Source organism: Paraburkholderia fungorum (genome assembly GCF_046027605.1).
Taxonomy (GTDB): domain Bacteria; phylum Pseudomonadota; class Gammaproteobacteria; order Burkholderiales; family Burkholderiaceae; genus Paraburkholderia; species Paraburkholderia fungorum_F.
This window is the reverse complement of record NZ_JAQQEF010000001.1, coordinates 111651-132855: the sequence shown is the minus strand read 5'-3', so window position 1 is coordinate 132855 and position 21205 is coordinate 111651. Positions and strand designations below refer to the sequence as shown.

Annotated in this window: 19 protein-coding genes; 14 read left to right on the top strand and 5 right to left on the bottom strand. The window is 63.0% G+C overall.

The window, feature by feature from the left end:
• Positions 1-88 precede the first annotated feature (88 nt).
• Entirely contained in the window at positions 89-1675 is a 1587-nt protein-coding gene (locus tag PQR53_RS00580; protein WP_408450543.1) for an inorganic phosphate transporter, read from the bottom strand.
• 411 nt (positions 1676-2086) lie between these two features.
• Here PQR53_RS00580 and PQR53_RS00575 point away from each other — a divergent pair, with 411 nt between their 5' ends.
• Positions 2087-2956, top strand: a complete 870-nt coding sequence (locus PQR53_RS00575; RefSeq protein WP_408450541.1) for a CHAD domain-containing protein — start codon at positions 2087-2089, stop codon at positions 2954-2956.
• 136 nt (positions 2957-3092) lie between these two features.
• Here the strand turns inward: PQR53_RS00575 and PQR53_RS00570 are convergent, their stop codons facing one another.
• On the bottom strand, positions 3093-4148 hold the full coding sequence (locus PQR53_RS00570; RefSeq protein WP_408450539.1) for a VTT domain-containing protein: 1056 nt from the start codon (positions 4146-4148) through the stop codon (positions 3093-3095).
• Positions 4149-4480: 332 nt separating this feature from the next.
• On the opposite strand from PQR53_RS00570, the gene PQR53_RS00565 reads away from it, so the two are divergent.
• The gene (locus PQR53_RS00565; RefSeq protein WP_408450537.1) at positions 4481-5386 is read left to right on the top strand and encodes a DMT family transporter; all 906 of its coding nucleotides are present in this window, start codon (positions 4481-4483) and stop codon (positions 5384-5386) included.
• A gap of 41 nt (positions 5387-5427) precedes the next feature.
• Here the strand turns inward: PQR53_RS00565 and folE are convergent, their stop codons facing one another.
• Together folE and PQR53_RS00555 are read right to left on the bottom strand one after the other, a co-directional pair.
• The gene (gene folE, locus PQR53_RS00560) at positions 5428-6060 is read right to left on the bottom strand and encodes a GTP cyclohydrolase I FolE (RefSeq protein WP_408450535.1); all 633 of its coding nucleotides are present in this window, start codon (positions 6058-6060) and stop codon (positions 5428-5430) included.
• A gap of 123 nt (positions 6061-6183) precedes the next feature.
• The gene (locus tag PQR53_RS00555; RefSeq protein WP_408450533.1) at positions 6184-7113 is read right to left on the bottom strand and encodes a LysR family transcriptional regulator; all 930 of its coding nucleotides are present in this window, start codon (positions 7111-7113) and stop codon (positions 6184-6186) included.
• A 1139-nt stretch (positions 7114-8252) separates the two neighbouring features.
• Here PQR53_RS00555 and PQR53_RS00550 point away from each other — a divergent pair.
• The 5 genes from PQR53_RS00550 (at position 8253) to pcaC (ending at position 12743) form a co-directional block, all read left to right on the top strand.
• Positions 8253-8957 (top strand): 3-oxoacid CoA-transferase subunit A, encoded by a 705-nt coding sequence (locus PQR53_RS00550; RefSeq protein WP_179740586.1) that lies wholly within the window; start codon positions 8253-8255, stop codon positions 8955-8957.
• An 11-nt stretch (positions 8958-8968) separates the two neighbouring features.
• Entirely contained in the window at positions 8969-9628 is a 660-nt protein-coding gene (locus tag PQR53_RS00545) for a 3-oxoacid CoA-transferase subunit B (RefSeq protein WP_179740587.1), read from the top strand.
• A gap of 540 nt (positions 9629-10168) precedes the next feature.
• A complete protein-coding gene (locus tag PQR53_RS00540; RefSeq protein ID WP_408450531.1) occupies positions 10169-11548 on the top strand; it encodes a 3-carboxy-cis,cis-muconate cycloisomerase in 1380 nt (459 codons plus the stop codon).
• A 5-nt stretch (positions 11549-11553) separates the two neighbouring features.
• Positions 11554-12345 carry a 3-oxoadipate enol-lactonase gene (gene pcaD / locus PQR53_RS00535; protein ID WP_408450529.1) on the top strand — a complete coding sequence of 264 codons (792 nt, stop codon included), beginning with the start codon at positions 11554-11556 and terminating at the stop codon, positions 12343-12345.
• Positions 12342-12743: a 4-carboxymuconolactone decarboxylase gene (gene pcaC / locus PQR53_RS00530; protein ID WP_323045984.1), complete on the top strand. Its 402-nt coding sequence runs from the start codon at positions 12342-12344 to the stop codon at positions 12741-12743. The genes pcaD and pcaC overlap by 4 nt, the downstream gene beginning before the upstream one ends.
• 53 nt (positions 12744-12796) lie before the next feature.
• Here pcaC and PQR53_RS00525 read toward each other — a convergent pair whose 3' ends face one another.
• Positions 12797-13498: a TetR/AcrR family transcriptional regulator gene (locus tag PQR53_RS00525; protein ID WP_408450527.1), complete on the bottom strand. Its 702-nt coding sequence runs from the start codon at positions 13496-13498 to the stop codon at positions 12797-12799.
• Between the two features lie 394 nt (positions 13499-13892).
• On the opposite strand from PQR53_RS00525, the gene PQR53_RS00520 reads away from it, so the two are divergent.
• The 7 genes from PQR53_RS00520 to PQR53_RS00490 are packed head-to-tail and all read left to right on the top strand — an operon-like array spanning position 13893 to position 21183.
• Positions 13893-15500 (top strand): 6-hydroxynicotinate reductase, encoded by a 1608-nt coding sequence (locus PQR53_RS00520; protein ID WP_408450525.1) that lies wholly within the window; start codon positions 13893-13895, stop codon positions 15498-15500.
• Positions 15501-15558: 58 nt separating this feature from the next.
• Complete coding sequence (locus PQR53_RS00515) at positions 15559-16497, top strand: UPF0280 family protein (RefSeq protein ID WP_408450523.1); 939 nt, start codon at positions 15559-15561, stop codon at positions 16495-16497.
• Positions 16473-17063 (top strand): amino acid synthesis family protein, encoded by a 591-nt coding sequence (locus PQR53_RS00510; protein ID WP_408450521.1) that lies wholly within the window; start codon positions 16473-16475, stop codon positions 17061-17063. The genes PQR53_RS00515 and PQR53_RS00510 overlap by 25 nt, the downstream gene beginning before the upstream one ends.
• A 60-nt stretch (positions 17064-17123) precedes the next feature.
• Positions 17124-17708, top strand: coding sequence for an amino acid synthesis family protein (locus PQR53_RS00505; protein ID WP_179740595.1), 585 nt, complete (start codon positions 17124-17126; stop codon positions 17706-17708).
• Positions 17709-17726: 18 nt separating this feature from the next.
• Positions 17727-19667, top strand: a complete 1941-nt coding sequence (locus PQR53_RS00500) for an ABC transporter permease (protein ID WP_408450519.1) — start codon at positions 17727-17729, stop codon at positions 19665-19667.
• Positions 19664-20473 carry an ABC transporter ATP-binding protein gene (locus PQR53_RS00495; RefSeq protein WP_408450517.1) on the top strand — a complete coding sequence of 270 codons (810 nt, stop codon included), beginning with the start codon at positions 19664-19666 and terminating at the stop codon, positions 20471-20473. The genes PQR53_RS00500 and PQR53_RS00495 overlap by 4 nt, the downstream gene beginning before the upstream one ends.
• On the top strand, positions 20470-21183 hold the full coding sequence (locus PQR53_RS00490; RefSeq protein WP_408450515.1) for an ABC transporter ATP-binding protein: 714 nt from the start codon (positions 20470-20472) through the stop codon (positions 21181-21183). Before PQR53_RS00495 ends, PQR53_RS00490 begins: the two co-directional genes overlap by 4 nt.
• Positions 21184-21205 lie beyond the last annotated feature (22 nt).

The following is a 21205-nucleotide window of genomic DNA, read 5'->3' as shown; positions in this document are numbered from 1 at the left end:
CGCGCTTTTTTTTGCCTTCATGTCGGATTGATAACCGGCACCCACGGTTTCAGCGGCGCCACCGAGTACTTCAGCGGCGCCACCGATTTCAGAACACCATCCGGAACACCCAGTACAAGCCTGCCGCCAGCGCGATCGAAACCGGCAGCGTCAGCACCCACGCGAGGATCAGGCTGCGCACGGTGGCCCACTGCAAGCCGGAGCCGTTGGCCGCCATGGTGCCCGCCACGCCCGACGACAGCACATGCGTGGTCGAGACCGGCAAGCCGTACATATCGGCCGCGCCGATCGTCAGCATTGCCACCAGTTCGGCCGATGCGCCCTGTCCATAGGTCAGATGCTGCTTGCCGATTTTCTCGCCGACCGTGACGACGATGCGTTTCCATCCGACCATCGTGCCGAGACCCAGGGCGATGGCCACCGCGACCTTGACCCACGTCGGGATGAACTTGGTGGCGTGATCGGTTTGCGCCTTGAAGTTGTCGATCACCTTGGCGTCTTCCGGTGAGAAGGGCGGCTGTTTGTTCTTGTCCATGAGGCGGATCGCCTCGGACGCCACATACATGTTGTTGCGCACGTTATCGACGATGCTTTGCGGCACGGCCGCCATCGACCCCGACGCGCTGACCTGTCCGCTGATCTGGTTGGTCAATTGCTGCAGGGCGGGCAGCGTGGCAGGTGTCAACTGGCGGGTGCGCACATAGGCTTCCACATCGGCGCGCGGATTGGCGGACGGCGCCGCGCCCTGGGTGTATTTGGCGAGCGTGGCCGAGGCCTGCTGCGCGACAGCGACGAAGGTCTGCGTTTCCGCCGGGGTGACCGCCTTGTTCAGCGCGTAGGCCGTCGGCACCGTGCCGATCAGGATCAGCATGATGAGGCCCATGCCTTTCTGCCCGTCGTTCGAACCGTGCGCGAATGACACGCCCGTGCAGGTCAGAATCAGCAGGCAGCGAATCCAGAACGGCGGCGGTTCCTTGCCCTTCGGCTCGGCGTACAGCGCGGGAATCCGCACCACGGCCTTCAGGATCAGCAGCAGCAAACCGGCGGCGAGGAAGCCGACCAGCGGCGAAAACAGCAGCGACTTGCCCACGCCGAGCGCCTGATTCCAGTCCACGCCGCTCGTACCGTTTGAGCCGTGCATCAGCTGATTCATCAGGCCGACGCCGATGATCGAGCCAATCAGCGTGTGCGAGCTCGACGACGGCAGTCCGAAATACCAGGTCCCCAGATTCCAGATGATCGCCGCGATCAGCAGGGCGAAGACCATCGCGAAGCCGGCACTGCTGCCGACTTGCAGAATCAGTTCGACCGGCAGCAACTGCAGAACGCCGAATGCCACCGCGCCAGATGAAGTAAGCACCCCGAGGAAATTCCACCCACCGGACCAGACCACTGCGATGTTCGGCGCGAGCGAATGCGTGTAGATCACCGTGGCGACCGCGTTGGCCGTGTCGTGGAAGCCGTTCACGAATTCAAAGCCGAGCGCGATCAGGAGCGCCACGCCGAGCAGCAGATAGGGCAAATACGAAGCTTCGCGGACGGGTTGCAGATCGTCCGCCAGATGCATGGCGCAATACGCGGCGCCGATTGCAATCACGGCGAGGAAAACGATGAGGCCGAGATTGCGCCCCTTTCCATTTGCAGTGCCTGGTTGCGGGTACGAAAGTTCCGGCATGACGTGAGCCCCAAAGTGTGTCGCGGAACTACCGATCCTGCGGGGCCAGTATGTCGCAATGATGACAGTGGCGTGACGCTTATGCGGGCCGGTTTTTCGCGGAAAGGTGCGTGGAGATTGACGCTACGAGAGAGACCGCTACCTGCGCGGCGGCCGAGGATGATAAGCGGTCCGAAAAGAACTAGGCGTGAAGCGCACCTACGGGGTGAATGGATTGTCCGGTTCAGCCTCCGGCGACGCCGCAGGCAGACTCGGGCGATCCGGGCGAACCACGATTTGTGGCGGATTGCGACCCATGCAAGGCACGGGTTCCTGCGGGCATGCTCGTGCAGTTTAGGCGACGTTTTGGCGGATATCCACCGGGACCTTTTTTTGCTAGCCTCATATAAATGGACTTTTGAAAGGCGTCCAATGAACCAGCAGATCCGGAAAATCGACAGTCAGGCTGCGGACAGCAAGCCGGCCGGCACCGAAGCCTCGGCGCAAGAGGCTTTCGCGTCGTACGCGGCGCCTCTCGTCAGCGACGCGATCGAATACGCTAACGCCGTGCACGAAGACGCCTCGCCGGAAGCGTTGCACAAACTGCGCGTCTCGCTGCGGCGCTTGCGCTCCTTGTGGTGGGCGTTCGAACCTTTGCTCGACAAAGGCGAGAACACGCGCCAGCGTGCGTTGTACAAGTTTCTGGCAACGGCGGCCGGCAAGACGCGTGATTGGGACATTCTGATCGAACTGATTGCAGAGGAAGAGGGCGTTGCGCCCGAGCTGGCGCCAAAACTCCAGGAGGCTCGCGGCGAAGCGTTGGCGACGAGCCGCGAAACGCTATCGAACGCGGACGTCAAACATCTGTTAAGGGAGGCCTTGACGGGTGCCTCCAAGGAATTGAACACGGCGCATGAGCGCGTACCGCTGCGGAAATTCGCCAAAAAGCGCGTGAGTGATTCGGAGCGTTCGTTGAAGAAGCGTATGAAACGCGCGTCCCGGGCGAAACGTTCCAGCTATCCGTCGTTTCACGACGTCAGAAAGGCGGGCAAGAAACTGCGCTACCTGCTCGAGTTTTTCGAACCCGTTCTGAAGGGGGGACGCAAGCGTGTCCTGAAGCGTTTGAAGCAGATTCAGAAACGTTTCGGTGCGCTGAACGATATTGTCGCAAGCGAAATGCTGCTGCGCGACAACGTGGCTTTACTGGCCGGGTCCGGCGATGTCGATGCGGTGCTTCACTGGTTCAGAAAGGAGCGCAAACGCCGGATGCGCTCGGCGGCCGGATTGCTGCGCAAACTGTGATGCGCTTTCGAGGTGCTGCTCGTTCGGTAACCCGGCTTGAAAGCGACATTGGTGATTGCGCGAGTTTCGTCGCAGTGAGCGCGGCGCGGCGGAACTGTTTGGTTCGTTGGTGACCGTCGGTGGGCCGGCCCGCCGCTCACGAGCTTTGAGCCCGCCGAGGGGCGAGGCCGCGCAAGGTGATCGCCTCGCGGGCCGCACCGTAGATCGCCGTCGTACGTCCGCCGACGGCCAATTCCTCGGCGAGCACGAGCGGCTCGACGGGAAACCCTCGTTTTTGCCAGGCATCGAGGCCGCCTCGCAATGCGCGAATCCGCGTGTAGCCGTTCAGGCGCATCCGTTGGGTGATCTCGACTGCTGTCGCGCTGTCGGGGCAAATGCAGTAAATCACCATGTCATAGGCGCGTAGCGCGCCGTCGATCTGTTCAGGCGAGTGCGGGTCGAGCGCCAGCGCGCCGGGAATAGGGGGCAGCGCCTGTTGCGCCTCGCCAGCCGATGCAAGTGGGCGGGCATCCAGAACCTTCGGAGGCACGATGCGACGCCATCCGCCCGCTGTCGCTTGTGACGCTGCCGCGGAAGCGGCGTCCGCGAAACGGCGTCGCTCGCGGCGTCGTTGTTGCAGGCGGTACACCAGATAGGCCAGCGCCGCGGCCAGCAGAATGTCGATCACCGTGCCACCGCGTGCCTTGACGAGGTCGAGCAGCATATGCAACTGCCGTTCCGCCGCGGCGCCGCCAAGCAGCCAGAAGGTGGCCCACGCCAGGGCGCCGGCGAGGTCCCACACGGCGTAGATGCGGGTATCCACGGCCGTCGTGCCCATTAGCGGCGGAGTGATGAGTCCGAGGCCCGGGACGAACTTCGAGATCGCCACAAGCGGCACGCCGAAACGTTCGAATAGCGAGCGTGCTCGCGCGACTCTGGAATCCACGGCCGGCGATATCCGCTTGAGCATGGCGATCAGTTTGCGGCCGTAGATGCGGCCGGCGGCGAACCAGGCGCCGTCGCCGATGAGCGCGCCGAGCACGGCGGAGAACAGGATCGGCCAGAACGACAGTGTGCCCGCGGCGATCGCCGAGCCTGCGAAGAGGAGCACGGGCACCGCGGGGATCGGCACGCCGAGGCGTGTCAACAGGACGTTGAGGAACACGACTGCGCCGCCCCAGGTGGATACCGCCGATGACGGGAACGCTACCAATTGCGGAACTCCTGTTATTGCCGTTGGGCCGCGTTGCGGCGGGAGCTTGTTTTGCGAGGACGCAAAGTGTGTTCCTGAAGCGTTTATCTGCTTGCCTGCCGGTTTTGTTCGTTCGCGTTCCGGATGGAGTCGTTCTTCGATCAGGATACCCGATGGACCTTGCCCGCGGCGCTCGCTTCCAATCCGGCCATGAGCGAAAATCGCGCCACTCTTTGTGAAGCGGACGCGCCAACACGTTCCGTGGGCCGGCGCTTTCTCTGCAATTTCGTTCAAGACCGCGCGCGTGCGCCGCCTCTAATCTGGCTGCTCGTTCAAAGGAAGAGGACAGCGGCATGAACTCACGGTATGTCGGTTACCTGTTTTGCGCGCTGGCGATGATCGGGGTCGGCAGCACGGTTGTCGTCAGCAAATCGATCGCAGGCGGATTGCCGCCGTTCAGCGCGACTGCATTGCGTTTTGCAATCGCGTTTCCGTTGTTTGTGCTGGCGATGCGCTGGCGTGGCGTGCGTTGGCCGCGCCTCGACAGACACGATACGTTGCTCGTGATTGCGCAGGCGGGGGCGGGCAGCGTCGGTTATACGGTGTTGCTCATCAGCGGTATGAAATTCGCCTCGGCCGCCGATGCGGGCGTGATTGCCGGTACTTTGCCGGCTGTCTCGGCCGGGGTCGCCATGCTTGTGCTGGGTGAGCGCCCCACGCCCGCGTTGATGGGTGCGATTGTTCTCGCCACGTTGGGCGTGCTGGTGTGTACCGCGCGTCTCGACGATTTCACCGCGCCCCGTGTGGCCAGTTCGCTGGCAGGTAACGCGCTGGTGTTCGCGGCGATCGTCTGCGAGGCGCTTTTCATCCTGCTCAATCGCAGGTTGCGCGTGCCGGTTGCACCGCTGCAGCTGTCGGCTTTGATGTGCGGCATCGGTTTCGCGGTGGCGATCGTGCCGGCGTGCTTCGAAGGGCCCTGGAGCGTGCCGTTCCATGCAAGCGCGCTGTACGGCGTGCTGTACTACGCGCTCGTGCCGACCGTGGCGGGCTTTGTTCTCTGGTACGCGGGCGCGGCGCGCATTAGTGGCGCGGAAGCCGGACTCATGACCGCGCTCGTGCCGGTGAGCGCGGTGGCGCTGGCGGCCGTTGTGTTGCGGGAGCCGGTGAGCGCGGCGCAACTTGCCGGCGTTGCGTGCGTGCTGGGGGCGGTGTTGCTGGCCACCTTCGGCCAGATGCGCACAGTGCGTGGCACGGCGTGAAGCGAGAGCCGGACCGAATCGCGGTTCGGGCGTCAGGTAATTCAGGTATTGGCGACCGCGACCACACCCGGATTACCCACGATCGACAAAAACTCGCGCCGCGTCGACGGATCGGTACGGAACGTGCCCAGCATGCGCGAGGTGACCATCGTGACACCGGCTTTATGGACGCCGCGCGTGGACATGCATTGATGCGCGGCTTCGAGAATCACGCCGACGCCCGCCGGTTGCAGCACTTCGTTCAACGTATCGGCGATCTGCACCGTCATCTTTTCCTGGATCTGCAGACGCTTGGCGAACGCATCGACGAGGCGCGCCAGCTTGGAGATGCCGACCACCCGATGCTGAGGCAGATAGGCCACGTGCGCCCGTCCGATGATCGGCACCATGTGGTGTTCGCAATAGCTCTCGAAGCGGATATCTTTCAGCACGATCATTTCGTCGTAGCCGTCCACCTCCGAGAAGGTGCGGGCGAGGATCTCGCGTGGGTCGACCTGATAGCCCGCGTAGAACTCCTCGTAAGAGCGCACCACGCGAGAGGGTGTATCGAGCAGGCCTTCGCGTTCCGGATTGTCGCCGGCCCAACGTAGCAGCACGCGTACGGCTGCTTCAGCTTCCTCGCGGCTGGGGCGTTCTGCTGCGGGTTTGGTTTTCTTTGCTTTGCTGCTGGCCATCCGTCGCTCCTCTGGGATCGCGCGTCGACGGTAAGCGGAGCGCGCGGGTTCAATGAGTGCGGCCATTGTTCCATGTTTTGCGCCGTGTCGTGCCGATGCCCCTTTCGCCACTGGGGTGCGAGCTCACTTCGGCCACTCGTCCATATCGTCGTTGAAGAGTTCGGCGACGACGCCGCGCAGCCAGCTTGCCCGCGGATCGTTATGGAACTTGCGATGCCAGTGCTGTCGCAGATCGAAGCGCGGTAGTGGCAGCGGCGGCTCGACCAGCATGATCGACGCATGCTCCGACACGTACGCGAAGCCGATTGCGTGCGGCACCGTGGCGAGCAGATCGGTGCGCGCGAGGATGAACGGCAGACTCATGAAGTGCGGCGTTTCGAGTACGGCGCGGCGCTTGATGCGTTTTTTCTCCAGGTAATGTTCGAGGACTTCCTGGCTGCGTCCTTCGGCGCGCACGACTGCGTGGCCCGACGCCACGTACTGAGGCAGTGTGAGGGGCGCTTTCGAAAGGGGATGTCCCGTGCGCATCAGGCAGATGAATCGATGGGTGAAGAGCCGTTGCTGGAAGAAGTTGTTGCCCGACAGATCGGGGAAATAGCCTACGGCGAGATCGACGTCGCCCGATTCGAGTCCACGTTCCACGTGCGAGGGCGAGAGCGACACCGAGCGCAGATTGGCATGGGGCGCGCGTTCGGCGAACAGTTGCAGGAGGCGCGGCAGGAAGACGATTTCGCCGACATCGGAAAGTGCGAGGGAGAAGGTATGGGTGCTGGTGGCTGGATCGAAGTCTTGTACGTCGAGCATTCCTTTCTCGATACGCAGAAGCGCGTCGCGGGCGGCGGGGAGGATGGCGAGCGCGCGCGGCGTGGGTTCCATACCTTTCGATGTTCTGACGAAGAGCGGGTCGTTGAAGTATTCCCGCAGGCGGCCCAGCGCGGTGCTGACGCGGGGTTGGCTGACGCCGAGTTGGTCCGCTGCGCGGCTGACGTTGCGGGTGTCTTCCATTGCTACGAGGTAGGGGATCAGGTTTAGATCCAGGTTTGTGTCGGGCATGGGGGTTTTTGCCTGCGGCCGCTTTCGGGTTGGGGTATCTGGTTTTTGTATAGAGGGTAGAGGAGGGATGCTGGTTTGGGATAGTGGTTTTTTTTGCCTGTGCGGCGCTTGTTTGTCTGTCTGCCTACGGCGTGGGCCTTTCCTTGCTTTGTTATTGGTCTATTAGCGTCGCCCCTGTGCGGGGCGGGCACTTACTTCTCTTTGCCGCCGCAAAGAGAAGTAAGCAAGAGAAAGCGGCTCAAACCGCCAGTTCTTAAGCGGGTCCCCCGCACAGTCGCGGTAGTGGTGCATCTGGAATCTGTGCCCTCGCACATTTGGCGTCAGTGACCAGGCAGTCATACTTCCCGCCTCGCACTGCGTGCTCGCCGGAGCGGGACATCGGGGAGATCGGCGGGTTTGTCGTTTAGCACCGTGTGTTGCCGTGTATTGCCTCTTCGCCTCTATTGATCCTCTCGCTTGCCGCTGTCGCCTGGGCGTATCGCCGGGGCGAAGCCGATGGCTCCCCACCACGCGCAAACGAAGCCGCTGGTTTCCCATGCAGACCGATCCGCGACGCACGCAGTGCGGAGTGGGCGCTGATGAGCGCTTTGTCACAGGCGTTGAATGTGCGGGGGCACGGATTCCAGATGGACCACTACCGTGACTGTGCGGGGGACCCGCTTAAGAATTAACGGTTTGAGCCGCTTTCTCTTGCTTACTTCTCTTTGCGGCGGCAAAGAGAAGTAAGTGCCTGCCCCGCACAGGGGCGACGCTAATAGACCGATAAGAAAACAAGGAAAGGCCAACGCCGTAGGCAGACAGACAAACAAGCGCCCCGCAGGCACCAGCTTAAGCCCGTAGGCAAACAAACAAAAAGCGTCGCGCGGACACCCCCGCCGGGCAGGCCAAAAACCTATGATTAAGGGGAATCCCCTGCCTTGACAACCCGCCCGAAGGGCAACCATAATCCCCTAACCGTTCGCTAATCGAATCCATGTTCATATATCGAACAAATCGACAAAGCGAACAACCCAAAGGCGCCAGCCCGCACCTCCACCCGGCGAGCCGCCGCCAGCCCAGGCCCGGAGACCGTCCGCACAAGCCCTTGCCTGCAAAGGCAGAAGCCCAGCGGCACGCAGCGCCCCAAAAGGAAATTCGACATGATCAACAAGATTTTCGAGTCACTTCAATCGGCAGTCGCCGATGTCCACGACGGCGCGACCGTCATGATCGGCGGCTTCGGCACGGCCGGCATGCCGTCCGAACTGATCGACGCGCTCATCGAACAAGGCGCGCGCGAGCTCACCATCGTCAACAACAACGCCGGTAACGGCGACATCGGCCTCGCGGCGCTGCTCAAAGCCAAACGCGTGCGCAAGATCATCTGCTCGTTCCCGCGCCAAACCGATTCGTATGTGTTCGACGCGCTCTATCGCGCCGGCGAAATCGAACTCGAACTGGTGCCGCAAGGCAACCTCGCGGAACGCATCCGTGCAGCAGGCGCGGGTATCGGCGGCTTCTTTACGCCCACCGCTTATGGCACGAAACTCGCCGAAGGCAAGGAGACGCGTCTGATCGACGGCAAGCATTACGTGCTGGAGTCGCCGCTGCATGCGGACTTCGCGTTGATCAAGGCGTTCAAGGGCGACCGCTGGGGCAATCTGGTCTATCGCAAGACCGCACGCAACTTCGGCCCGATCATGGCGAGCGCGGCAAAAACGGCCATCGTGCAAGTGTCGAAAGTGGTGCCGCTCGGTGAACTCGATCCGGAAAATATCGTTACGCCCGGCATTTTCGTGCAACGTGTGATCGAAGTGCCGCAAGCCACGCACCAAGCCGAACTTGCATCCGCGACCGCCGCCTGAGGAGACCCGACATGAAAAAACTGACCCGCGATGAAATGGCCAAGCGCGTTGCCCAGGATATCCCTGAAGGCGCGTATGTGAACCTCGGCATCGGTGTGCCCACGCTGGTGGCCAACCACCTCGCCGCCGACAAGGAAATCTTCCTGCACAGCGAAAACGGTTTGCTCGGCATGGGCCCGGCGCCCGCCAAAGGCGAGGAAGACGACGAACTGATCAACGCCGGCAAGCAGCATGTCACGTTGCTGACCGGCGGCGCGTTCTTCCATCACTCGGATTCGTTCGCGATGATGCGCGGCGGTCATCTGGATTTCTGCGTGCTCGGCGCGTTCCAGGTGTCGGCGAAAGGCGATCTGGCGAACTGGCACACCGGCGCGCCCGACGCGATTCCGGCGGTCGGGGGCGCGATGGATCTGGCCATCGGCGCGAAGCAGGTCTACGTGATGATGGAACATCTGACCAAGCAGGGCGAAAGCAAGATCGCCGCCGAATGCACCTACCCGGTGACGGGCGTGGGCTGCGTCGACCGCATCTACACGGACCTGGCAATGATCGACGTCACCGACAAGGGCCTGGTTGTACGCGAGATCTTCTCGGACATCGACTTCGACGCGCTGCACAAACTGACCGGCGTGCCGCTGATCGACGGCACGCAAGCGGCGCGCGCGGCCTGAGCATCGGGGCGGCAGTCACTGGCACAAAGGCGTGTGGCGAAGTCGAAACGTTAGCGAGGCGACGGCAGCGCTTCCGCGGTCATCGCAACGTTGGCGAGGCGATGGCAATGCTGATGGGGTCACCGCAACGCAGGCGAGGCAACGGCAACGCTTACGTGGTCACCACAACGCAGGCGAGGCAACGGCAACACTTACGTGGACACCGCAACGCCGGCGAGGCGACGACAACGCTTCCGCGGTCACCACAACGCCCGCAAGGCGACGACAACGCTTCCGCGCCACCACGCCACGCAAGCGGGCACGCCAACCACGTCCGGAACGCGCATGAAGCCTGCCCCATGCGTGTGATTAGCTGCTACAGCGCTACGGCAAGCCGTCGCATCAGCATTCGAAGCAGAATGCGCTGCGACGCCGCCTGCGGTACGCTCTCAATAGATAGCGCCCTGGTACACGCTGGACGCAGCTTGGGTGTACATCCACACATGTCCAGATCGCCCTGGTGAAAAACCCTTTACCTTCGACTCCCTCATCGACGCCATCATGCTCGACTCCAGCGCCCGTCTGACCGGCCTTCTTTGCGGCACACAGCCGATGAACGACATCTGGGCGCCGCGTGCCACGCTGCAACGGATGCTCGATGTCGAAGCAGCGCTCGCGCGCGCCTCGGCTGCCCATAACGTGATTCCGCAGTCCGCCGTGGCGGCGATCGAGGCGGCCTGCCAGGCCGATCAACTCGACGCCGACGCTCTGGCGCGCGACGCGGCACTCGGCGGCAATCTCGCGATTCCCCTCGTCAAGCAACTCACCGCGCGCGTCAAGGCGGCGGACGCGGAAGCATCGAAGTACGTCCATTGGGGCGCGACGAGCCAGGACATCATCGATACCGCGACGGTGCTGCAACTACGCGACACCTTCGATCTGCTCGACAGCGGCTTGCAAGCCACCTGCGACGCAGTGGCACAACTCGCGGCCACCCATCGCGCGACGCCGATGATCGGCCGCACCTGGTTGCAGCAGGCGCTGCCCATCACGCTCGGCCTGAAATTCGCGCAATGGCTCGACGCGTTGCTGCGGCATCGCGAGCGGCTCGATGCATTGCGCGCGCGCGCGCTGGTGCTGCAATTCGGTGGCGCGGCGGGCACGCTTGCCAGCCTTCGTGACGCAGCGCCCCAAGTCACGCAATCATTGGCGCGAGAACTCAAGCTTGCTGTGCCCACCTTGCCGTGGCACACGCAACGCGATCGCATCGCCGAAACAGCGGCGCTGTTCGGCATGCTGATCGGCACGCTCGGCAAAATCGCGCGCGATATCTCGTTGCAGATGCAAACCGAAATCGACGAACTCGCCGAGCCCGCCGCGGCAGGCAAGGGCGGTTCGTCGACGATGCCGCATAAGCGCAATCCGGTGGGCTGCGCCGCGGTGCTGACCGCCGCGACGCGCGCGCCGGGGCTGGTGGCCACGGTGTTCGCCGGCATGGTGCAGGAACATGAGCGCGCGCTCGGCGGCTGGCAAGCCGAGTGGGACGCGCTGCCAGACCTCGCGCGCCTGGCAGGCGGCGCGCTCGCGAACATCGAGCAGATTGCCGCGGGTCTCAACGTGAATGTGCCGCGCCTTGCCGCCAATCTTGATGTCACGCACGGCCTGATTCTCGGCGAAGCGGTGATGCTCGCGCTCGGCGACAGCATCGGCCGGCTCGATGCGCATCATCTGGTTGAGCGCGCATCGAAAGCGGCAATCGCCGGAAACCAGACGCTGTTCGACGTGCTCTCGGCGGATCCCGCCGTGACCGCACACCTTTCGCCCGAGCACCTGAAGCAACTGCTCGACCCCGCTCAATACGTCGGCCAGGCGCACGCTTATGTGGACGCCGCGCTGGCACTTCATCACGCGCGCGCGAGCCGCGCTACTTCCAAGGAGTAACCCGCATGCCCTACGCCGCAGTCAACGGTATCGAGCTGCATTATCGAATCGACGGGGACCGTCACGGCAACGCGCCGTGGATCGTGTTGTCGAATTCGCTCGGCAGCGATCTGTCGATGTGGACGCCGCAAGTCGCGGCGCTGTCGAAACACTTTCGTGTGCTGCGCTACGATACGCGCGGTCATGGTCACTCGGAAGCGCCGAAAGGTCCCTACACGATCGAACAGCTGACCGGCGACGTGCTCGGCCTGATGGATACGCTGAAAATCGCACGCGCGAATTTCTGCGGCCTGTCGATGGGCGGGCTGACCGGCGTCGCACTGGCCGCGCGTCACGCGAATCGCCTCGAGCGCGTGGTGCTGTCCAACACGGCGGCGCGTATCGGTTCGCCGGAAGTATGGGTGCCGCGCGCCGCGAGGGCGCGTACGGAGGGCATGCTCGCGCTGGCTGATGCTGTGCTGCCGCGCTGGTTCACCGCCGACTACATCGAACGTGAACCGGTAGTGCTTGCCATGATTCGCGACGTGTTCGTGCACACCGACAAGGAAGGCTACGCATCGAACTGCGACGCCATCGACGCCGCCGATCTGCGGCCCGAAGCACCCGGCATCAAGGTTCCGGCGCTCGTGATCAGCGGCACGCACGATCTGGCCGCGACGCCGGCACAAGGCCGTGAACTGGCGCAGGCGATTCCGGGCGCGCGTTATGTCGAACTGGACGCCTCGCATATTTCCAACATCGAGAAAGTCGACGCCTTCACGAAGACTGTGCTCGACTTTCTGACGGAGAAAAAATGAACGACGAAGACCGCTACGAAGCCGGACTCGAGGTGCGCCGCGCGGTGCTGGGCAGCGCGCACGTTGACCGGTCGCTCGCCAATCGCACTGAATTGACGGAGGAATTCCAGAACTTCATCACCCGCTATGCATGGGGCGAAATCTGGACGCGCGAGGGATTGCCGCGCCACACGCGCAGCTTGTTGACCATCGCGATGATGGTCGCCTTGAACCGGAGCGAAGAACTCGCCTTGCATTTGCGCGCAGCGAAGAACAACGGCGTGACGCGCGAGCAGATCAAGGAAGTACTGCTGCAAACCGCAATCTATTGCGGCGTGCCGGCGGCTAATTCTGCGTACCACCTCGCCGATAAACTGTTCCGCGAAGACGACGCGGCAGCGGCAGCGCCCAAGCCGTAACGGCGCAGTTCCAGAAATCCGGAGCCTGAAGCGACCGTCAAACGAAACGCGCTTCAGGCAATCCTGCTTTCATGCACCACTGCGGTTTCCGCCGGCAATTGCAAACGCACCGCGCGCAACACCGTGTCCTTGATGACTTCGCGCCAATGCGCGAGCGCCGCCTTGTCCATCAGCGGTTCACCGAGGAACGCACCTAGCGTGTACTGATTGGCGTTATAGAAATAACCGAGCGACGCGATCATCAGGTACACATCACGCGCCTTGACGTCGCTACGAAAAACGTTCTGCGCTTTGCCTGCGTCCAGTAACTTTTGCACGACCGAAATCGCATAGCCCGAAATCTCCTTCAGCTTTGACGATTTCTTCGCATGCTTGCCCTGATGCAGATTCTCGCTCGACAGCAGGGTGACGAATTCCGGATGATCGAGGTAGTACTGCCAGACGAATTCGACCATCTGCTCGAGGCCATGCACGGGATCGTGCAGATCGAGATCGAGCCTGCTTTCGGCTTCGTTGAACTGCGTGTAGATCGTTTCCAGAACTTCGACAAACAACTGTTCCTTGCTGCCGAAGTAGTAATAGATCATGCGGTCGTGCGAACGCGCGGCCTTCGAAATACTTTCGACCCGGCCGCTTGCATAGCCTTGTTTTGCAAAGACTTTGATTGCCGCTTTGAGAATCTTGGCGCGCGTATCTTGCGCCTGTTTCGCTCGGATGCCGATAGCGCCCGGCTTGCGGGCGGCAGTGGAACTCATGGCGGTCTCGGAACTCTTTGTTAGCGTCAGGTTGAACGGCATGCGCCGCAGCCGCTTACGACCCACTCAGCTACGCTTTGGCATGGCGCGCCTTCATCATACAGCCCATCTCACGCGCGACGGAATGCCCTGCACGATCATGCGCTTCGGCGTAGATTGAAGCGTCATTCGCGCGCCGATGCCGCGCCGCAGCATTCAGGCGTGCGCCGGGAAACTCGTTGCGCAGTCTATTTTGATCGAGTAGATTTCAAGCAAGTTTGGTGTAGCGGATACTACACGAACGGTGAGTGACCGCAACATGGAAGACCGCGGATCACGCGAAAGTCCCTTGAAACAGGGGCTATTCGTCAGCCGGGCAGGACCGATTGTAATGTCGTCGTATGGGAACCCCGCCATGACAGAGCATACGAAGGTCGATTTCGGCGCGGAGAGCGTTGACGGCGAAATTGCCTCGACGCCCGGTCCCACCGTGCTCGAGAAAGCGGCGCCGCGCAGCGAGCGGATGGCGTCGAACAAGATCGAATGCAATGCGTGCCCGGTGTTGTGCCAGATATCGGAGGGCCGCACGGGTGCGTGCGATCGTTATGCGAATGCGGACGGTCGGCTGATTCGCGTCGACCCGGTGGTGTTTCTGTCGCGCGCTGCTGCCTTGCCCGGTGCGAGCCTCGGCAAAGAGGATGCCACGGTCGAATTTGGTGCATCGTCCGAAGTGCACGATCCCGCGGCGGAACAGGCGTTGTTCGTCACCGGCATTGGTGCATCGTCAACCTATCCCGACTACAAGCCCGCGCCTTTCATCGTTGCCTCGAAGCGTGACGACGTCGACATGATCACGGTCGTCACCGAGGGCATTTTCAGCTATTGCAGCTTCAAGGTGAAGATCGATACCGACCGCTTTCTTGGGCCGGAGCAATCGAACGTGCGTTGCCATGGCGAGATCGTCGGCCATGTGACCACGGCGGAGTATGGCTCGCAGATGCTGAGCCTCGGCGGTGTCCATCATCTGACCGGCGGCAGCAAGAAGGAAGGCCGCGTGACGTGCGACATGATGCTCGCGCTCGGCAATAAGGAGGCGGTCGAGCTGAGCATCGACGGCGGCGCAAGTCTGGTAATTCGCGCGGGCGCGGCACCGATTGTCGACGGCGTCGAAGAGCAGCGTATGCGCGTGGGCTGCGGGTCGGCCACCATCGGCATCTTCGCGAAGCAATGGTTCGGGCATGCCGACGAAGTGGTGGTGGTCGACGATCACATTACCGGTGTGCTCACCGAACACCAGGCCGGCCGCTGTCTCGGCATGACGCGCTCAGGTCTGAAAATTCGCGGACGCAAATCGACGCCGGGACGCTATTTTCAGGTTGCGAATCCCGGCACCGGCTGGGGCGGGACGGACATTCAGGACCCGTTGGCGATTGTCGAAGGCTTCGATCCCGCCGTGGCGAAACCGGGCCTGCGCTTGCTGATGGTATCGACCACCGGCGAACACGCACAGTGGTATGAACTTGATCGGGACCTCGTGCCACGCATCGCGGCCATGCCGGATGCGGTGCGCCGCACGGTCGAACGAATCGGCGAGAATTGCGAGCCGTCGCTCGCGACAGTGCTGTTCCTTGGCGGCGCGGGCGGCAGTCTGCGAGCCGGGGCAACGGAGAATCCGGTGCTGCTCACCCGCGCCATCAAACAGAAGCTGGTGAACGTGACATGCGGCGGTGCGCCGGCCTATGTGTGGCCGGGCGGCGGCATTACCGTGATGGTTGATGTCTCGCGCATGCCAGATCGATCGTTCGGCACCGTGCCGACGCCCGCGATCGTCGCGCCGATCGAATTCACCATGACCTATGATGCGTATCGCGATCTCGGCGGCCATCTCGACGCGGTGCGTTCACTGGCAAGCGTGCTGGCGAACGGGCCGGAGCATACGGAAGGGGCGCCGCTCGCGCGCAGGACCCTCGCGCGTCATCCCGACAACCCGTGGCCGCCCGCCATGCCGCCGATGCTCGGCTGACAGCGGCAACGTGACCGACACGACGCACGCAACGAACACGCCAAACACGCCAAACACGATGAACGCAACCCGCACCCAACTCGACGCGGCCCGCTGGCATTGGCAGCACGGCCCGATCGATCTGATCCTCAGCGCGGACGGCGAACCCTCGGCCGTGCAGGCCGCCTACGACGCATGCTGGATGCGCTTTGTCGACGTGTTGCCTGCGCTGGTCGGCGAGTTGAAGTGGCTTCGGCAGCCTGTGCCGAGCAGTGCGGCGCATGACGACTGCGCGTTGAGGGGCACCGTAGCCCGCCGGATGTGGGGCGCATGTCATCCGCACCGCGCGCGCTACATCACGCCCATGGCGGCCGTTGCCGGCAGCGTCGCGGACGAATTGATCACGGCGTTCGCACGCGACGGCATATCGCGCGCCTTCATCAACAACGGCGGCGACATCGCGTTCCATTTGACCGAAGGGCAGCAATACCGAGTAGGCGTGTTCGCCGATCTGGCGCAGTTCTCTGGCGCCAGGCTGTCAGGCGATCAGGCTTTGGACGCCAACCTGACGCTTAACGCCGCCATGCCGATTCGCGGCGTCGCGACCAGCGGCTGGCGTGGCCGCAGCTTTAGCCTCGGAATTGCCGACAGCGTGACCGTGCTGGCCCGCAACGCCGCCAGCGCCGATGCCGCCGCCACGGTGATCGCCAACGCCGTCAATCTCGAGCATGCGGGCATCGTGCGCAGGCCGGCTTCCTCCTTGAAGGACGACAGCGATCTCGGCGACATGCTCGTGACTGTGGATGTGCCGTCCTTGCCTCAACCGCTGATCGATTTCGCGCTGGCACGCGGCGTCGATGCCGCGCAGCGTTTACAGGCACAAGGCTTGATCGAGGGCGCCGCACTGTTCCTGCAAGGACGTGCGCGAGTGGCTGATATTCATCACAATGGCGCGTTGTTCAAGCATCGCGCTGAAATAACAACGGAGGCTCCGTGTTCGAAATACGCCGCGTGCTGACGCACGTCGAAGACATTTTCCACGAGTTCGGCCCCGCGCCCGCGCAACCGCTCAGGCGCGGCGCGATTGCCGCGGTGATGACCAATCCGTTCGCCGGACGCTACGAAGCCAGCATCGAACCGGCGATGGAAGCGCTCAAGCCAATCGGCTTCGATATGGCGCAACGGCTGCTGGCGGCGATGGCCGTGCCGCACGCAACGATCGAAAGCTACGGCAAGGGCGCAATCATCGGCTCGCGCGGCGAACTCGAGCATGGCGCGTTGTGGCATGTCCCCGGCGGCTATGCAATGCGCGAATTGCTGGAGAAAAACGGTGTGCCGACCAACGCGATCGTGCCGTCGACCAAGAAAGTCGGTGCGCCTTCCACCGCGCTCGATGTGCCGCTGACGCATGTCAACGCGAGCTACGTGCGCAGCCATTTCGACGCGATCGAAGTGCGTGTGCCCGGTGCGCCCGCCGCGGACGAACTGGTGTATATCCTCGTGATGAGCACGGGCCAGCGCGTGCACGCGCGCGTCGGTGGGTTGGCGAAAGAAGCGATCGTGGGTAAGGACGGATTGCGCTGAAAGGCGCCGAATATGCGTCGAAGCACGCATCGAAGCACGCATTGAAACACGGAGATCGAAATGGCAATCAAGCTTCGCAAGCTGGTCGTGCAGGTGGATGAAACACGCATTGAAATGGGCCAGGCCATCGAGCCGCCGGCACGCCGGGCAGTCGCGATTGCGGTGATCGACAATCCCTATGCGGGCCGCTACGAGGCCAGGCTGGATGCGCTGATCGAAGCCGGTGAGGAGCTGGGCGCATTGCTCGGCAACAAGTGTGTCGAAGCGCTAGGCATCAAGCCGGGCGACGCGCAAAGCTACGGCAAGGCGGCGATCGTCGGCGAAGCGGGCGAACTGGAACATGCGGCGGCGATCCTGCATCCCAAGCTCGGCGCCCCGTTGCGAGTCGCGGTCGAAAAAGGCGCGGCGCTGGTGCCGTCGGCGAAAAAAATGGGGACGCTCGGCACCGCGATCGACGTGCCGCTTGGCCACAAGGACGCGGCCTTCGTGCGCAGTCATTTCGACGCGATCGAAGCGCGAGTGTCGGACGCGCCGCGCGCGAATGAAATCGTCGTGGCGGTGGCGGTGACGGCCTCGGGCCGGCCGCTGCCGCGCATCGGCGGCTTGCAGGTGAGTGAGATCAAGGGCGAAGACGGTTTGCGCTGAGTTTTCTTAAGGGTCGCGATGCTTTCGAATTTGCTGGTACAGCTGGTCAACGGACTCGCCGACGCGTCGACGCTGTTTCTCGTCGCCGCGGGTTTGTCGTTGATCTTCGGCGTGACGCGCATCGTCAACTTCGCGCACGGCTCGTTCTATATGTTCGGCATTTATGTCGCGTATAGCATGGCGAGCCGCTTCGGCCATACGGCGGGCGGGTTCTGGCTGTCGGTGCTGGCTGCCGCGTTGGTGGTTGCCGTGCTCGGCGCGTTGGTCGAAATGATCGTGTTGCGGCGCATCTATCAGGCGCCCGAGTTGTTTCACCTGCTGGCGACATTCGCGCTGGTGCTGATTTTCCGCGACGCCGCGCTGTGGCTGTGGGGCCCGGAAGACCTGTTCGGTCCGCGTGCGCCACATCTGGCCGGCGTAGTCGATTTTCTCGGCCATCCGCTGCCGACCTACGATATCGCGCTGATCGTGATCGGGCCGGTGGTGTTGCTGCTGCTGTGGTACGCGTTGACGCGCACGCGTTGGGGCACGCTGGTGCGCGCCGCGACGCAGGACCGCGAGATGCTCGGCGCGCTTGGCATCAATCAGGCGTGGCTGTTCACCGGGGTGTTTTTCGTGGGCGCTTTTCTCGCGGGATTGGGCGGCGCATTGCAAGGACCGCGGATGTCGGCGAATCTGTCGCTCGATCTGGAGACCATCGGCAATGCGTTCGTGGTGGTGGTGGTCGGCGGCATGGGATCGATTCCAGGTGCGTTCGTCGCCGCATTGCTGATCGCGGAGATCAAGGCGCTGTGCATCGGCATTGGACATGTATCGGTGTTCGGCATCGACCTGTCGTTGAGCCGCTTCACGCTCGTTGCGGAATTTGTCGTGATGGCAGTCGTGCTGGTGGTGCGGCCTTGGGGTTTGTTAGGGAAGGCGAGCGCCGCGGTGCGGGGCATGGCCGCACCGGAAGCGCCATTGCGGCCCGCCGGCAAGCGCCTGAAGTGGTTGGCGGCCATCGCGTTGCTGGCGTTGGTACTCGCGCCGCTTGCGGCCAATGCGTTTCCCTACATGCCTGTGCTGCTGGTTGAAATCCTGATCGCCGTCCTGTTCGCGACAAGTCTGCATTTCATCATGGGCCCCGGCGGCATGCATTCGTTCGGCCACGCCGCGTACTTCGGGTTGGGCGCATACGGCGCCGCATTGTTTCTGAAAGTTCTCAATCTACCGATGGAAGCCGCATTGCTGCTCGGCCCTCTACTTGCCGTGGCGGGTGCGCTGGTGTTCGGCTGGTTTTGCGTGCGACTCTCAGGTGTCTATCTCGCCATGCTGACGCTTGCGTTTGCGCAGATCGTCTGGTCGGTCGTGTTCCAGTGGGACGACGTGACGGGCGGCAGTAACGGCATTCTCGGCTTGTGGCCGTCGAACTGGTTGTCGTCGCCGGTCGCTTTTTATTATCTGACGCTCGTCTGCGCCGTGATCGGCGTGTGGCTGCTGCGCAAGATGCTGTTCTCGCCGCTTGGCTACGCGATGCGGGCGTCGCGCGATTCGGTGCTGCGCGCCGAGGCGATCGGCATCGACGTGAAACGCGTGCAGTGGGCGGCGTTCGTCGTCGCGTCGCTGTTTTGCGGGCTCGCCGGATCGCTTTATGCGTTCTCCAAAGGGACGATTTCACCGGAAGTGATCAGCGTGAGCCGCTCCGTGGACGGCCTCGTGATGGTGCTGCTCGGCGGCTTGCAGACGCTGACCGGCCCGATCGTCGGCGCGGCCGTGTTCACGTGGCTGCAGGACACCGTCGCGCGGCAAACCGATTATTGGCAGGCGTTGTTGGGCTTTGCGATCCTGCTGCTCGTGATTGCGTTTCCGCAGGGTATCGTCGGTTTCATTCGTGAGCGGTTTGGCGACGATAACGCGGATATGGCCGAGAAGGACCCCACCTCACGCACCCAGGGCGCTGCGATCAAGGAGGGGCTGTGAGTTTGCTGCGCGTATCCGGCCTTTCCAAATCGTTCGGCGGCCTGAAGGCTGTCGACAATGTCTCTTTCGATCTCGAAGCCGGTCAACTACTGGCGCTGCTGGGCCCGAATGGCGCGGGCAAGTCGACCTGCTTCAACATGGTCAACGGGCAACTGCAGCCGTCGTCCGGTTCGATTCGGCTGAACGATCACGAACTGGTCGGCATGCGGCCACGCGATATCTGGCGTCTTGGCGTCGGCCGCACGTTCCAGATTGCCGCGACCTTCAATTCGATGACCGTGCTCGAAAACGTGCAGATGGCGCTCGTCTCGCGTGAACGCAAGACCTTCGGCCTGTGGAAACCCGCGGGTTCGCGCTACGCCGACGAAGCCATGACGTTGCTCGAACAGGTCGGCATGGGTGCCGACGCGAACCGCGCCTGCGGCGTGCTCGCCTACGGTGACGTCAAACGCGTTGAACTTGCTATCGCGCTGGCAAACCGCCCGAAGTTGCTGCTGATGGACGAGCCCACCGCCGGGATGGCACCCAAGGAGCGCAACGAGTTAATGGCGCTGACCAAGCGCCTCGTCACCGAGCACCAGATCGGCGTGTTGTTTACCGAGCACAGCATGGACGTTGTATTCGCCTACGCCGACCGGATGATCGTGCTCGCACGAGGCAAGCTGATCGCCGAGGGCGACGCCGAAACGATCCGCAACGACGCGCGCGTGCAGGAAGTTTATTTCGGCACCGGCAAGACCTTCCAGCCACGCGCGCCGCTGCATGAAGCGGCAGGCGGTCATCAAGGACAGGGAGCGCTGCAATGAGCGAGCCGATGCTGAAAGTGTCCGGCCTCAATGCGTTCTATGGCCGCGCGCACATTCTGTTCGACGTCGGCTTCGAAGTCGGCCGGGGCGAAGTGGTCGCGCTGATGGGCCGCAACGGCGCCGGCAAGTCGACGACGATGAAAGCGGTGATGGGTCTGCTGCCGCGCCGTCAGGGAGAGGTGCGCTTTCGCGGGCAAAACATCACGGCGTTGCAGCCGTATCGTATCGCGCGCATGGGCATGGGTTTCGTCCCCGAGGATCGCCGCGTGTTCGCCGATCTGACCGTGATGGAGAACCTCGATACAGGCCGTCAAGCGCCGCGCGAAGGGGCACCGGAGTGGACGCCGGAAAAACTGTTCCGGCTCTTCCCCAACCTCGGCGAAATGCCCAGGCGCCCCGGCGGCCAGATGAGCGGCGGCGAGCAGCAGATGCTCACCGTCTCGCGCACGCTGATGGGCAATCCATATCTGGTGCTGCTCGACGAACCCTCCGAGGGCGTCGCGCCCGTGATCGTCGAACAGTTGGCCAACATGATTCTCGAACTCAAGCGCGAAGGGCTGTCGATTCTGTTGTCGGAACAGAACCTCCACTTCGCCGAGCTGGTGAGCGACCGCGCGTATGTCCTCGAAAAAGGACAGATCCGTTTCAGCGGCACGATCAGCGAACTTGCAAGGAACGAAACAGTGAGGCGCGCTTATCTGAGCGTGTGATTCCATCGGCGCATGAAACGTG